General features: G+C 43.4%; 17 protein-coding genes. 12 read left to right on the top strand and 5 right to left on the bottom strand.

All coding sequences use genetic code 11. From position 1 onward, the window contains the following. On the bottom strand, positions 1-1,084 hold a 1,084-nt coding region (locus tag F6J99_RS31755), incomplete at its 3' end, for a hypothetical protein (protein ID WP_293118954.1). A 506-nt stretch (positions 1,085-1,590) separates the two neighbouring features. On the opposite strand from F6J99_RS31755, the gene F6J99_RS31750 reads away from it, so the two are divergent. Then, positions 1,591-1,815: a hypothetical protein gene (locus F6J99_RS31750; RefSeq protein ID WP_293118952.1), complete on the top strand. Its 225-nt coding sequence runs from the start codon at positions 1,591-1,593 to the stop codon at positions 1,813-1,815. Positions 1,816-2,158: 343 nt separating this feature from the next. Further along, the gene (locus F6J99_RS45765; protein ID WP_365974635.1) at positions 2,159-2,413 is read left to right on the top strand and encodes a hypothetical protein; all 255 of its coding nucleotides are present in this window, start codon (positions 2,159-2,161) and stop codon (positions 2,411-2,413) included. Here the strand turns inward: F6J99_RS45765 and F6J99_RS31740 are convergent. Beyond that, on the bottom strand, positions 2,335-3,120 hold the full coding sequence (locus F6J99_RS31740; protein WP_293118950.1) for an HAD family hydrolase: 786 nt from the start codon (positions 3,118-3,120) through the stop codon (positions 2,335-2,337). The two genes, F6J99_RS45765 and F6J99_RS31740, sit on opposite strands and share 79 nt — an antisense overlap. A 262-nt stretch (positions 3,121-3,382) precedes the next feature. Beyond that, entirely contained in the window at positions 3,383-4,222 is an 840-nt protein-coding gene (locus F6J99_RS31735; RefSeq protein WP_293118948.1) for a pentapeptide repeat-containing protein, read from the bottom strand. Positions 4,223-4,597: 375 nt separating this feature from the next. Here F6J99_RS31735 and ilvD point away from each other — a divergent pair, with 375 nt between their 5' ends. Both ilvD and F6J99_RS31725 read left to right on the top strand, forming a co-directional pair. After that, on the top strand, positions 4,598-6,283 hold the full coding sequence (gene ilvD, locus F6J99_RS31730) for a dihydroxy-acid dehydratase (protein ID WP_293118946.1): 1,686 nt from the start codon (positions 4,598-4,600) through the stop codon (positions 6,281-6,283). A gap of 54 nt (positions 6,284-6,337) precedes the next feature. Continuing rightward, positions 6,338-6,463, top strand: a complete 126-nt coding sequence (locus F6J99_RS31725) for a hypothetical protein (RefSeq protein WP_293118944.1) — start codon at positions 6,338-6,340, stop codon at positions 6,461-6,463. On the opposite strand, the gene F6J99_RS31720 is transcribed toward F6J99_RS31725, so the two are convergent. Beyond that, positions 6,450-6,662, bottom strand: coding sequence for a helix-turn-helix transcriptional regulator (locus F6J99_RS31720; protein ID WP_070391668.1), 213 nt, complete (start codon positions 6,660-6,662; stop codon positions 6,450-6,452). The two genes, F6J99_RS31725 and F6J99_RS31720, sit on opposite strands and share 14 nt — an antisense overlap. A gap of 132 nt (positions 6,663-6,794) precedes the next feature. Between F6J99_RS31720 and F6J99_RS31715 the strand changes: the two genes are divergently transcribed. From F6J99_RS31715 to F6J99_RS31700, 5 genes are all read left to right on the top strand, one after another. Further along, positions 6,795-6,989, top strand: a complete 195-nt coding sequence (locus F6J99_RS31715; RefSeq protein ID WP_293118942.1) for a hypothetical protein — start codon at positions 6,795-6,797, stop codon at positions 6,987-6,989. 283 nt (positions 6,990-7,272) lie between these two features. Then, positions 7,273-8,538, top strand: a complete 1,266-nt coding sequence (locus tag F6J99_RS31710; protein ID WP_293118940.1) for a DUF262 domain-containing protein — start codon at positions 7,273-7,275, stop codon at positions 8,536-8,538. A gap of 8 nt (positions 8,539-8,546) precedes the next feature. Further along, the gene (locus F6J99_RS45760; RefSeq protein ID WP_365974631.1) at positions 8,547-8,819 is read left to right on the top strand and encodes an HNH endonuclease signature motif containing protein; all 273 of its coding nucleotides are present in this window, start codon (positions 8,547-8,549) and stop codon (positions 8,817-8,819) included. Positions 8,820-8,906: 87 nt separating this feature from the next. Continuing rightward, complete coding sequence (locus F6J99_RS31705) at positions 8,907-9,029, top strand: hypothetical protein (RefSeq protein ID WP_293118937.1); 123 nt, start codon at positions 8,907-8,909, stop codon at positions 9,027-9,029. A 102-nt stretch (positions 9,030-9,131) separates the two neighbouring features. Then, positions 9,132-10,394 carry a transposase gene (locus tag F6J99_RS31700; protein WP_293118935.1) on the top strand — a complete coding sequence of 421 codons (1,263 nt, stop codon included), beginning with the start codon at positions 9,132-9,134 and terminating at the stop codon, positions 10,392-10,394. Here the strand turns inward: F6J99_RS31700 and F6J99_RS31695 are convergent. Next, complete coding sequence (locus F6J99_RS31695; RefSeq protein WP_293118933.1) at positions 10,382-11,620, bottom strand: DUF790 family protein; 1,239 nt, start codon at positions 11,618-11,620, stop codon at positions 10,382-10,384. The two genes, F6J99_RS31700 and F6J99_RS31695, sit on opposite strands and share 13 nt — an antisense overlap. Positions 11,621-11,861: 241 nt before the next feature. Here F6J99_RS31695 and F6J99_RS31690 point away from each other — a divergent pair, with 241 nt between their 5' ends. The 3 genes from F6J99_RS31690 to F6J99_RS31680 form a co-directional block, all read left to right on the top strand. Further along, positions 11,862-12,143, top strand: a complete 282-nt coding sequence (locus F6J99_RS31690; protein ID WP_293118931.1) for a hypothetical protein — start codon at positions 11,862-11,864, stop codon at positions 12,141-12,143. 116 nt (positions 12,144-12,259) lie between these two features. After that, a complete protein-coding gene (locus F6J99_RS31685) occupies positions 12,260-12,418 on the top strand; it encodes a hypothetical protein (RefSeq protein ID WP_293118929.1) in 159 nt (52 codons plus the stop codon). A gap of 174 nt (positions 12,419-12,592) precedes the next feature. Next, positions 12,593-12,857: NAD-dependent epimerase/dehydratase family protein (locus F6J99_RS31680; protein WP_293118927.1), on the top strand; the 265-nt coding region annotated here is incomplete at its 3' end.

Below are 12,857 nucleotides of genomic sequence, written 5' to 3'. Positions count from 1 at the left end.
TCTTCTGCTCCAGGTCAGAGAATAACTCCAGCAGTCTTTGAGTATAAGGAAGCAACAGGTAGATCTGATCTGACTCTACACGAGCGTTTAGTTCATCCACCAGTAACTGCAACATTTTTTCCGCCAGTTTCCAACTTACGTCTACACTAGGAAATACCAGTAAACACAACGGCAACAGTTCCTGTTCTATTGATGTCATATTCCCTTCCAAAGCACATAGCCATAGGTAACCCTGGAACATTTCTAAATCTCTGATAGTCGAAGCCTTAATTCCTGGATCGTCCAGCCCTCCCCGACGGCTAAAATGACCAGAGTGCAATTGCTCTGTGCGTTGGTAGACAGTCTGAGCAATATCCTGACTAGCAGGTAAGACTTGCTCGACTAACGCTAAGGTAGGTGAGTTAAAATCATGCAAAGCCGCTGCATTACAGATTCGTTGCCAGGGGATAGAAACTTGCTCCTCCACAAACTTAAAGTAGGGACTGAGCAAAATTTGTTCTGGCAAAGTCAGCCGATTGAGTACTAATTTAGTGCTGAAGTGAAACTGTGTGGTAACAAAACCAATGGCTCTACGGTCTTTTGCTGATATATGTTGCTCCCGCATTTGCCGCAATACAGGTTCGAGAGAGGTGGCTAGCTTTTCTATGGCTGGCAATTCTAGCGCTACCATTGTCCACGGGCTAGATAAATCTGTGAAGAAATTAATTGTCTCTCCTAGTCGTATTGCTGCCATTAAACTAGGATTCGGCGATTGCTCCTGGTAAATTTCCAGTACCTTTTGGTACACGGAGCCAACAAATTCAGCAATTCGCTTAGCTTCAGTCAAATTAACCACATTAGGAATATAGGAAAACATAGCATCTGTTTTAATTCCTGCACACTCACAATTAATTTGGATTAAACGCTGTAACTTGGTAACTGTTTGAGTGCGCCCCTTTCTAGAAGCAACGTCTAGCAAATCAGAAATCTTTAAAAAATCATGATTTTTAGCGATAATTGATAAATCTGGTACATAGCGATTTGACCAAAAATTTACTAAGCGTTCAACCGATGTTTTATTGAATTTTGGAGTGTTTATCAGCAAAGCTTTTTCCTCAGATGTCTAAAAAATTATTTCTATAATCCCTTTAAGTAAATTTTTACTTGTGGCGTTAAATCCAACAATTAATTGTGAAAGCTTTAAAAAAGCTGTAGAGCACTCCATGACAACTAATAGCCAATACCAATTATTCGGTAGATTTACAACAAATAAATATCATTAATAATAGGTAATGGGTAACCGATAATTAGTAATTATTACTTCTTAATGGGTAATGGGTAATTGGAGTAGGTGCATCCCATTGTTAGAGACATAAAATCGTAAGCACTCAGCCGTTGGCCTTAGACCACGCTACTTGAGGTGCTGTCAGCTATCATGCTTAAAATAAACCTCGTTTGCCTAGGGTGCGCCGATACGCAAACAGGAGAATTTAATAGTTCGAGATTAATGAGAATTTAAAGTTTGGCTAAAACCCCTTGGCCGTTGGGGACGCTACGCTAACAGCTTTGTGGCACAGGCTTCGACCCTCGGACGTAACTCAGATTAAATGAATGCTTAACTCTTGTCTTGATACAGTCGCTCATGGCGCATGGGTCTGTGTTCGGAACACCGCGATCGCACCTGTCAGCCATGCAAAGCGCGAGTGGGGGAAACCCCCGCAGGTCGGCGCTGCATCGCTCTCCAGCCCCGTGGAAACCACGGCAGTCGCTCATGGGGGAGACCCCCGCAGGTCGGCGCTGCCTCCCCAAGACCGTAATGGTGCGTTTGACCCGTAATTAAATTCGCCACGGGTCGCACCTCTGCATCGCTTATTCAAAAGCACCTCCAGTAGCCTGTGCTATGGGCATAAGCACATCAAGTACCCAAGTACCGTGCGCGTAGCTCTAATCGCTGTTCGCTTACATTTTTGTATTATTTATACACATGATAAACGTGATTCATTTTAATTATGTAAAGATTTATTTAAGTTTAGTAAAAAAAAAAACAATACAATGATAATTCAAATATAGCGTTTCTAAATGAGTCGTGAACACAAAACTAGCTGAAAGTCTTAGTTAAAGACAGTGCTTGTTTCACAGATCAAATGGAAACGCTATAGCAAAATTAACAACTGATATCATGTCTGGTTACCAATTACCGGTTACCGATTACCAATTACCAATTACCGGTTACCAATTACCAGTTACCGATTACCAATTACCAATTACCGGTTACCGATTACCAATTACCAATTACCAATTACCAATTACCCTAAATCATTCCATTAATCAGCCAAGCCGTGCAGCCCAAACCACTTATCCAGTAAAGGTTTTCAGTAGTAACAATTGTGCTAACTCGCAAAAGCCTTCAGATTCTTTAGCAGAAGTCACATAAGCTGGCTTATGAGTCAAATAACTAGTGTAGTCTAAGACATTAGCCACCCCTACTGATAAAGGAAACTTGCTGGTATCAAACATAGACTCATCATTAGGACTGTCGCCAACGGTCATAATCTCCTCTGGTTTGAGTTGGGGAAAGTCTCTGGTTAACACTTGCAGCAAGCCTGTTGCTTTATCTTGCTCGATTGGCTTAATATGGCACTGAACTGTACTGTAAGTGAAGCCCCAACCCCGTTGTTGACAGAGTTCTGCTAGGGTTTGTAATTGGACAAAGGCTAATCCTTTAACATCAAATGTCCAATCAGTCAACCGAAAGCGGTTATCCACAGATTCTTGTAGCTGGGGAAATTGAGCTTTGAGGAGTTGGAAGGTGTGATTGAGACTCTGGCGATGCTGGATTAAATCTTCAATAGGGGTTAAGGTTTCTGGGATTTCACTATCTTTGGGGAAATATATACCGCCATTTTCTGCGATCGCTCCCATGATCGGCAGATAAGTTTTCAGACCATTGACCCAGCCAGCGGAACGACCTGTAATGAGCAACACTTGGATTCCTGTCTTGGTCAATTCTTCTATGGCATGGAATAAGGAGGAAGTAAATTTGCCACTCAGAGTTAGGGTGCCATCAATATCGGTAGCAATTAAACTAATACTTTCAAAGCGATTATTCTCAAAAGCCTCAGACAGAGGTGCAAGGGACATAAAATTATAGGAACTTCCAGCTAATTATTCACCGAATGTCATACTAAACCCTGGGATGACAGTTTGACTGAGGAAAAGTTGATTAAGTTTTAAGAAATTTTAGGCGAATGTCAGTTTATTATCCAGTGCGATTGGCCAAAGGCCTCAGCTTCCGCGCTTATGCGAACGCCATCAGATCCGCTGAGTAGAATTGCTCAAGTTCCTAATAGACAAGGGAAACGGTCGTGATTGGGCTGATCAAAATCTGGCTTGAACTGTTCAACTATTGATGCTGACTGCCACTTGGCATGATCGCTTTGGTAAGTTTAGCTTCACGCAGGTTAGCCTGGTTGAGATTAGCATCAATTAAAACAGCTTCAATCAATATTGCCTCGCTAAGATTCGACCAACACAGGTTAGCTCGGTATAAATTAGCCTTAGTGAGATTAGCACCATGGAGAATTGTCCAACTCATCCTTGCTCCTCTGAGATTCGCATCCGTTAGGATAGTGTTTCTCATGGTGCAGCCACTGGCTATGGCACCACTCAAGTCTGCTTGATTGAGATTGGCCTTAGTCAAGTTGGCTCCATTGAGTAGGGTATGGGACAAATTTGCCCCAATCAAATTCGCTTCGATCAGAATAGAGTTGTTGAGGGATGCTCCTTCTAAAATCGCTCCGTCCAAAAGGGCTTGGGAAAGCTTGGCTCGATTCAAGGATGTGCTAATTAGTTTTGCCTGACTCAAGTTAGCATTCTGGAGAATTGCCTCACTCAGAATTGCTTCACTCAGATTAGCTTTACTGAGATTGACTCCAATCAGGCGGGAACTGCGTAGATTGGCATTACTCAAGTTAGCCTTGGCTAGATTGGCTTGACTGAGGTTACTAACAATGAGGTTGGCTTCACACAGGTCACTTCCCTGTAGATTTGCACCAGATAAATTCGCTTCTCGCAGATTGACACCTTTAAGGATAGCGCCCTTGAGACAACTCTGACTGAGATTAGCACGTCGTAGGTTAGTTTGGCTCAGGTTTACTCCGGCCATTGATACTCCCTCTAGATTAGCTTCTGGAAAGTCTCGTTCTCCAGCAGCATATCGCTTCAGTAATTCTGCCCCATCCATGATGATTCCTTTAATCTTGACAACTAATCAGCTAGGTGGTTCTGCTATATGGCATCTAATATGAATTATTATTGCTAGACTATGCTACGTTTATTTGCCAAAGTGCCAGCAAAAAGCGCAATGATAGTGTAATCGTTTATTAGTCAGACAATTATGAAATATTAGGGAGTGGGGAGTAGGCAAGAGGCAAGAGGCAAGAGGCAATAGGCAATAGGCAATAGGCAATAGGCAACAGGCAAGAGGCAAGAGGCAATAGGCAATAGGCAATAGGCAACAGGCAAGAGGCAATAGGCAATAGGGATTGATGATGGCTAATTTTGATAGCAAAATCTAAAATCTCTGATAGAGACTCTAACCTTTGAGGGGAACATATCCATGCCGGAGAATTTGAGAAGCCAAGTGGTTACCCAAGGTGTTCAGCGAGCGCCTAACCGAGCGATGCTGAGGGCTGTTGGTTTCACTGATGACGATTTTACTAAGCCCATTGTTGGTCTTGCTAATGGCTACAGCACTATTACTCCGTGCAATGTGGGGTTAAATGATTTGGCCAAACGAGCAGAGGCGGGATTGATAACTGCTGGTGCTATGGCTCAAATGTTCGGTACCATTACCATTAGTGACGGGATTTCCATGGGAACGGAAGGGATGAAATATTCCCTGGTATCCCGGGAAGTAATTGCTGATTCTATTGAGACCGCTTGTAATGGCCAAAGTATGGATGGCGTTTTGGCAATTGGCGGCTGCGATAAGAATATGCCAGGAGCGATGATTGCTATTGCCAGGATGAATATCCCAGCAATTTTCGTTTATGGTGGCACGATTAAACCAGGACATCTCGATGGTGAAGATTTAACGGTAGTTAGTGCCTTTGAAGCGGTTGGGAAACACAGTGCTGGCAAGATTGATGATGCTAAACTCAAGGCAGTGGAACTCAACGCTTGCCCTGGTGCTGGTTCCTGTGGCGGTATGTTTACCGCTAATACTATGTCCTCTGCTTTTGAGGCAATGGGGATGACTTTGCCCTATTCCTCTACCATGGCGGCGGAAGATGCTGAAAAAGCTGATAGTGCTGAAAAATCTGCGTTGGTGTTGGTCGAAGCAATTCGCCAGCAAATACTACCAAGGGATATTCTAACACGTAAGGCTTTTGAGAATGCGATCGCAGTAATTATGGCAGTAGGTGGCTCCACCAACTCCGTCTTGCATCTGTTAGGGATCGCCCATGCTGCTGGAGTAGAGTTATCCATTGATGACTTTGAAACCATGCGGGCTAAAGTACCAGTGCTGTGTGACCTCAAACCCAGTGGTCGTTATGTCACTGTGAATTTGCACCGCGCCGGGGGGATTCCCCAAGTCATGAAAATGCTGTTAGTCAATGATTTGCTCCATGGGGATGCCTTGACTATTTCCGGCCAAACGATAGCGGAAGTGTTAGCAGATGTACCTGATCAACCCCCTGCTGACCAAGATGTAATTCGTCCTTGGGATAATCCTGTGTATGCTCAAGGACACTTAGCGATTCTGAAAGGCAATCTAGCTACAGAAGGGTCAGTCGCAAAGATTACTGGAGTAAAAAATCCTCAAATCACCGGTCCAGCGCGAGTATTTGAATCCGAGGAAGCCTGCTTAGATGCGATTTTGGCCGGTAATATCAAGTCTGGTGATGTGATTGTGGTGCGCTATGAAGGACCAAAGGGTGGTCCAGGCATGCGGGAAATGCTGGCTCCCACCTCAGCCATTATTGGTGCTGGGTTAGGTGATTCCGTCGGATTAATTACCGATGGACGATTTTCTGGCGGTACTTATGGCATGGTAGTCGGTCATGTGGCACCAGAAGCAGCGGTTGGAGGTGCGATCGCATTAGTCCAAGAAGGAGATATGATTACCATTGATGCCCATCAGCGTACCTTACAACTAAATCTGTCCGATCAAGAATTAGAACAACGGCGCGCTAATTGGCAACCACCCAAACCCCGTTATACCACAGGGGTATTGGCAAAGTATGCCGCCTTAGTCTCTTCCAGTAGTGTCGGAGCAGTAACGGATTTAGATTTGGGTTAACAGCAACTTACTAGTTCGTAATTTGGCCATTGAATCCCTGGGGGCGGGTTTAGCGTGTTAGTCATCTCAAAAGTCAACCCGCCCCCAGTCAATCTATATAAAATAGTATTTCCTTCTGACTCCCCATCTACCGACTCCCGACTCCCGACTCCCGACTCCCGACTCCCTACTCTTCAATAACCTCTACCAAATCTTCAACCATAACATCAAAAGCGCGAGCTAGCTTCAGAATTGCTGTAAAGTCCGTCATACTCATGGCGTCACGTCGGGCATAACTAGCCACAGTGCTATAGGTTACTCCGGAACGGTCGGAAAGTTCTTTCAAGGTCCAACCCTTCTCTGCCGCTAATTCTCGAACTCGTAACCTAATTAATCCCATTTTGGACTTGACAAACTACGCAACTACATATTTAATAGTAAATAGAATATTCGGCGATCACCCAAGAGGCCGCAAAACTACTGGGTGATCGCCTTTCTTAAAACAACCCATAGAAATGGGGTATTTCACTATATGATATCAACTCGACAAACATACCGAGACCGATTGAAGCCTTGGTGTGTCATTCGGCACCTACCTAAAATGCAACGCATAACTGTAGCGCGATTTAATCGGCGCAGTGATGCGGAAGCGTATCAGCAAGCTCTCAACCGCTTGCTGCCCAATTTCCACCATGTGGTGATATTTGACACACCTTTGAAGGAATAATCCTGTGGGGAAACTGCAGGGCTAGATTGCCGTTGGTAACTGTTATAGTCCGTAGGGTGGATTAGGGACGAGCTCGCGCTGATTTTTCGCTGGTTCGCCCCTGGCACAGCCTGTCTTATCATGCACCACCCTTGGGCTTGCCCTGATTTTCTGCTGGGCATGGCGAGTATTTTGGGTTGCTACAGCTAATCCTGTTAGTTGGGAATGTTAACAGGGAAGTATATAGCTATAACCCAGGATAGTATGCCTCCAGTAGTGATTAAAAGGATCAGAATTAACTTGTATGTTTGAACCTTTAGTACAAGACACCACAAAAGCTCAAAGCGAAAGCATAGACACAATCTTAGGAAGGTTAAAAAAAGGGCGTGTCTATATTCCTGATTACCAGAGAGATGCTAATCAATGGAACCTTAGGAAACAATCACTTTTTATTGAGTCTATTCTTAACAATCTGACTATTCCAGGTTTCTTCTTTTGTGAAGATGATACCCGAAAATACGAAGTAGTTGATGGGCAACAACGACTCAACACTCTCAGAAGTTTTGCTAATGATGAGTTTTCGATTAGTGATGATAAAACTATTGACTATATTCTACCAGAAGCTCATCTATATATCGGCAAAAAATACAGCGAATTGGAGGATGATCTTAAAGATATATTTAATGATTATCCGCTGACTATAATTTATCTGCCTAAAAGTATAGAGTTACAAACTAAGCTAGAAATATTTAGACGAATCAACGAAGGAGGAACTCCTCTTTCTGGTCAAGATATTCGTTTAGCTTATTACAGTCAGTCTAGAAGTGTAACCTTTATTCGTTTAGTTGGAATTCATGATAATCCTACTGGCACTAATGAAGAGGTGAGTGAAGAGGATGAACCCAACTCTACTACAAAGCCTTTTCAACGAATGATTGAGTTAGCGCAAAGACAAGGACTTTCTAATCCTTGGGATAAATTTGATGAAGCTAGAGAGCCTTGGTATCAATGGTGGGAGGGTAAAGAAAAAGCAAAAGGTCAAACACCATCATTGATGTTTTTGTGGTACTTAATCTGTCTTGAACGTCAAAAACTTGATGATTTATTGAAAAGGCCGAATCATCTCAAAATGTTTTTTAACGGCTCAACGGAGAACGCCTTAGATATTTACTGTAGTCAACTTCAGTATCAAGAAGATTCAAAAGAAGAAAGAAGCAAACAAATCCTTTCAAACTTTCAAGTTATTTCAGGAGAGTATTTTCCCATATTTGTTAATTGGATGCAATTTATTTTATCACGAGGTTTTAGCGGAATTAGTGTCGATAAGTACAAGCAGCTTGCTCTGTTTATAGCCGGAGCTGCTGAGCTAAAAGTATCTCCCGAACAGGTATCAGATACACAATGGAATCATGCTAGTGAATTCATTCGTACCCCTCGAAATAAAGCCAGAGAGATACTTGATGAAAAAAATGGATACCCAGAACCAAAAGGTCAATGGACTGGAGAAAAAGGACAGAAGCAACAGTGTGATAAAGTTGTTGAAATTGTTAGATTAATATTGAATAAATAGACATAAAAATGGTTGATTTATCCGAAGGACTATCTCCCTGTAATTCTCGGCGAAGAACTTTTCCTTTAACTTGGAAAGAAGCTTACTTTAGGCAGAATTTTAATAGCGAGTTAAATGGATATGTCTGTCCTCTGTGTCACAGATTATTTCGAGGACCCAAAGGATTTCGAGAGCTTAAAGCTGATCATATTCATCCTTTTAGCAAAGGTGGTTTAACTACCTGGGATAATCTTCAACTTCTTTGCCTTCGATGTAACGCACAAAAAAGCGATACCATATAGAGTGTTTGTCCCGCCACACCCTTAAATTTATAATTATAGCGTTTTTAATTCTAATCAGGTAAATCTAATTTTATTACCTCTGTCTTGATGCAGCGCGAGACCGCGCTGCTTTCTGGTTTCTACTCCCTACTCCCTACTCCCTGCTCCCTGCTCCCTGCTCCCTGCTATAACCATCAACAACTGTACCTTTCCCCAAACTATTCCAACTAAACGGGCAAGGGGTCTCCCGTTATAATCGCGTGATTTAACGGGAGGGGAATTGCCCGACGGGATATTTTGCTTCTCATACAGCATCGTGAGTGGTACAATAACATGGTGCTATTAACCTATTGCTACCGAATCAAGCCGAATGCTGAACAAATTGCCACGATGGAAAGGTGGCTTGAACTGTTGCGTAGACATTGGAACTATGCACTAGGCCAAAGACTTGACTGGCTCAACAGGACTCGTTGTCGAGTTGATAGATGCAGTATTGTGAGTGAAGCGATTGGCGACATAGCTGAGCCGGTCACCTATTACAGCCAGCAAGCGGCCCTCAAGGAAACTAAGAAACTGTTCCCTAAGTACAAGCAAATCTACGCCGAAACTCAACAGGTGAATCTGCAACGGCTGAATAAAGCCTGGGATAGATGGCGTAAACCGGATGCCAGTGGCAAGCGGGGCGGTAGACCTCGCTTCAAAAAGCCTGGAGATCTTCGGTCGTTTGTGTTCCCCAGGGTTAACAATACCAGAGCGGGGGCGCACCTAATCGATGGTGTACTAAAGCTGAGTAGAATCGGTTCTATGCCTGTGGTAATGCACCGACCGTTACCGTCCGGTTTCACCTTGAAGCAATGTACCATCATCAAAAAGGCTGATGGCTGGTATTGCTGCATCTCAATCAAGGATGACACAGTTCCTGAGTTGTTACCTGTGGATTCAGTTAAATCTGCTGTTGGTATTGATGTGGGTTTAGAGAAGTTTCTGACCACATCAGATGGTGAGGCTGTACCAATTCCTCAATTTTACCGTAAAGCACAAAACAAGTTAGCACAGGCTCAACGGTTGATGTCACGCCGGGTGAAGGGTTCTAAAAATTGGCAGAAAGCCAAACAGAAAGTAGCTCTATTGCACCTTCATTTAACCCGCTGTCGAAAGGAATTTCATTATCAAGTTGCCCATTGGTTATGTAGTAGTTACGACCTGATTGCTCATGAAGACCTCAATATCAAAGGCTTAGCTAGAACGAAGCTAGCAAAATCAATACACGATGCCGCGTGGGGGTCTTTTCTGGAAATCCTGCAAGCAGTAGCGGTCAAACGCGGCTTGTTAGTCGAAAAAGTTAACCCACGGGGAACAAGTATTGAATGCTTCAACTGTGGAGCCCGAGTTGAGAAAGATCTCAGTGATAGAGTTCATCATTGTCCGATTTGTGGGGTCAAGATTGACCGCGATTGGAACAGTGGTCTCAATATTTTGAATCGCGCATTAATGGCGGTTGGACTGCCGCTGAATGGCTGTGGTAAATCGATACAGGATATCGAGGAGCAGCAAGTCTCATTTGTGAACTTGAGAAGCCCACATCATAATCTCTGATTTGATGTGGGAGTAGTCACAAGCTCCAACACAGCTTTCGGTGAAAGTTTATCCTTAAACCAAACAACTTGAGCTGGTAAATTCTTAACCGTAACCCCAGCTTTATCCAAATTTAACCGTTCCGAAATCGCCAGAATCAAATTCTCACATTCCGCCTTGCGCACCTGAGCAAATTTCTTCCTTAAATACTCTGGACGCCAGTAACCAATAATTTCTAATAGGAAATTTCGCCCATCAGGATGAACAAGCCGAAAATCGGGCACCATCACACTACCAGGAATAGGAATTAAATCCACTTCTCGCTCTAAGACCCACTCAGTTTTCTGAGATTCCCAACGCTTCGCAAAGGAAGCCTCTAACATACTGTCGTAGGGTTTACCAGGGGGATAGTGAGTCACCAAGCCACAGCGGTCATTAAGACTAAAATGCCCCGTTTTGATCGTACCGCTGTAAGAGTCACGGCTTTGTAAGGTAGCCTTGAGACTCCATTTAGTAACGTGTAGTAAGGCTGGAATCAGTTTTGCGATCGCTAAACCATAGCGAGTACTCGGCTTAAATAAACTAGTCGGTCCATCAATAGTAATCGTGAAGCCATGATCCGCATCCCCTTCAATGTAAGTCATCAGCTGAAACAACTTCAAATAGCGGATTAATAGCTTATACTCCCCTGGAACATTGCGGTGAGCATTCAGAGTCATCTCAGATGCTCGATAAAAAATACCCTGGACTTGAGATAAATTATAGCGATGCAGTAATGCCTCTGGTGCTGGGTGATCGAACTGAGTCAGAATACGATTTTCGTGTAAATCCGCATAAAGTCCTTTAGAAATTTGCTCAGGCAACACTTCCTGGTTTAATTCCTCAGATAAAGCAGTGCTCACGCTTTCTAGAGTGGTCTGAGTTGCCTGGCGACTAGGGACAGATTGAGCCGCCAGGGCAAAAACTCGTTGGCGGAGTTCCTTAGGGTCTATGGGGCTAACAACTTCAAAGGTACTGAAGCTCGTTTTAAGAATATGGGCTAAACCTCGTTTAACCCGGTAGTCAGGGCTATCTCCTTCCCAATCGGACAACTTACGATCTAGGTTCCCTTGGGTACTACCAGTAGCCTCAATAAAGCAGTCGATTAACTCAGCTGCCATAGCACAGGTCTGATTGTTAATCAGCAACCGTTTGGGAATGATTTCTTCGCCATTTTGTCTACTAATTAGCAAATCAGTCGGTAGCATTAATAATTAAGTCGTTTTTTTCTTTCTTTGCTGTGATATCTTGCTTTTATTGGCGGTGTCATGATAAAAGTAAACGGGTAAAGACATTGCCAGGTTGCCTGGTAAAGAGAATAAATGGTCAAGGAGGTTTTCAGCCAACTGTCTTTTCTACCATCAAAATTTATTCTTTACTCGCAATACTTCCTTTGACCCTAACCATTAAGGTTGGCTCGATTGAATTATACAGAGGTGCGAAATAACCATGAAAACCGCTCTATCCCCAGAATCCGCATTTTTCAGTTCCCATCGACCAAACCATAAATCTGTAGCGTCTACATCCGAACGCCAATCCAAGCTGGACATAGAGACAATGGTAAACCAGATGATTACCAGAGGTCAATTGAGCCGTCAAGAGTATTTACAGCTGACGAGTGCCTTCCTCTGCGATTACAATATAAACGACGCAGAACGCCACCAGATTAACCGGATATTTGATCATGTTCAGACTGGTCGTGTGAAATTAGTTGATTATCAAGTTAGTTAATTAGAGACCCACAGTGACAACGACCCACACTTTACCATCTTGAAAGTGTGGGATGACAACCAAGCCTTTGTTATTAGCCACAGGGTTCCGTAAAGCCATCCATCTTGGTTGTGATTATGTCAGAAACATTACCTTACCCCAGACTTATAGACGCAATCCGCCCTGAGCATCCTTATGGATGGAGTATTGTTTTAATTATTGTCAAAGCGCGTCTGACAGCCATTGAATCCTACAACCCCCTTACCGCTAGGAGGTGGGACTTGAAGCCAAAATAATTAACCGGAATAATGAATCAGCTTGACTATTGCGTCACAATTAGGTTTAAGCATCACCAACTCAACTCTGGCATCTACTAATGGGATTACTATTGTACCGAAGTTTGCGGAATTATAAGTCATCCCAGGGAATAATTTGGTAAAAGCAAAAATCTAGACTAGCGAGGTATTCAAGTGTCGCAATCCAAAGCAACTGTGCTAGTTACGGGGGGAGCCGGATATATTGGCTCCCATGCTGTATTAGCCCTCTTGGAAGCTGGCTACAATGTGGTGGTTCTAGACAATTTAGTCTATGGTCATCGAGACATAGTCGAAGATGTTCTCAAGGTGAAGTTAGTTGTCGGTGATACCAATGACCGGGTATTACTCGACAATCTTTTTAGTGACTATGATATCAGTGCAGTCATGCACTTTGCTGCCTATGCCTACGTAGGAGAGA

Origin of the sequence: Moorena sp. SIO4G3 (assembly GCF_010692305.1) — a bacterium.
GTDB lineage: Bacteria > Cyanobacteriota > Cyanobacteriia > Cyanobacteriales > Coleofasciculaceae > Moorena > Moorena producens_A.
The sequence above is the reverse complement of the archived record's forward strand: the minus strand, read 5'-3'. Positions and strand labels throughout refer to the sequence as shown.

What these genes read in the sequence shown, in the direction of transcription:
- ilvD (WP_293118946.1), top strand. Translation starts at nt 4,598, where the DNA reads ATGCCGGAGAATTTGAGAAGCCAAGTGGTTACCCAAGGTGTTCAGCGA.
- F6J99_RS31705 (WP_293118937.1), top strand. Translation starts at nt 8,907, where the DNA reads ATGCAGCGCGAGACCGCGCTGCTTTCTGGTTTCTACTCCCTACTCCCT.
- F6J99_RS31685 (WP_293118929.1), top strand. Translation starts at nt 12,260, where the DNA reads ATGTCAGAAACATTACCTTACCCCAGACTTATAGACGCAATCCGCCCT.
- F6J99_RS31735 (WP_293118948.1), bottom strand. Translation starts at nt 4,222, where the DNA reads ATGGATGGGGCAGAATTACTGAAGCGATATGCTGCTGGAGAACGAGAC.
- F6J99_RS31750 (WP_293118952.1), top strand. Translation starts at nt 1,591, where the DNA reads ATGCTTAACTCTTGTCTTGATACAGTCGCTCATGGCGCATGGGTCTGT.
- F6J99_RS31710 (WP_293118940.1), top strand. Translation starts at nt 7,273, where the DNA reads ATGTTTGAACCTTTAGTACAAGACACCACAAAAGCTCAAAGCGAAAGC.
- F6J99_RS31740 (WP_293118950.1), bottom strand. Translation starts at nt 3,120, where the DNA reads ATGTCCCTTGCACCTCTGTCTGAGGCTTTTGAGAATAATCGCTTTGAA.
- F6J99_RS31690 (WP_293118931.1), top strand. Translation starts at nt 11,862, where the DNA reads ATGAAAACCGCTCTATCCCCAGAATCCGCATTTTTCAGTTCCCATCGA.
- F6J99_RS31695 (WP_293118933.1), bottom strand. Translation starts at nt 11,620, where the DNA reads ATGCTACCGACTGATTTGCTAATTAGTAGACAAAATGGCGAAGAAATC.
- F6J99_RS31715 (WP_293118942.1), top strand. Translation starts at nt 6,795, where the DNA reads ATGATATCAACTCGACAAACATACCGAGACCGATTGAAGCCTTGGTGT.
- F6J99_RS31720 (WP_070391668.1), bottom strand. Translation starts at nt 6,662, where the DNA reads ATGGGATTAATTAGGTTACGAGTTCGAGAATTAGCGGCAGAGAAGGGT.
- F6J99_RS45760 (WP_365974631.1), top strand. Translation starts at nt 8,547, where the DNA reads ATGGTTGATTTATCCGAAGGACTATCTCCCTGTAATTCTCGGCGAAGA.
- F6J99_RS31700 (WP_293118935.1), top strand. Translation starts at nt 9,132, where the DNA reads ATGGTGCTATTAACCTATTGCTACCGAATCAAGCCGAATGCTGAACAA.
- F6J99_RS45765 (WP_365974635.1), top strand. Translation starts at nt 2,159, where the DNA reads ATGTCTGGTTACCAATTACCGGTTACCGATTACCAATTACCAATTACC.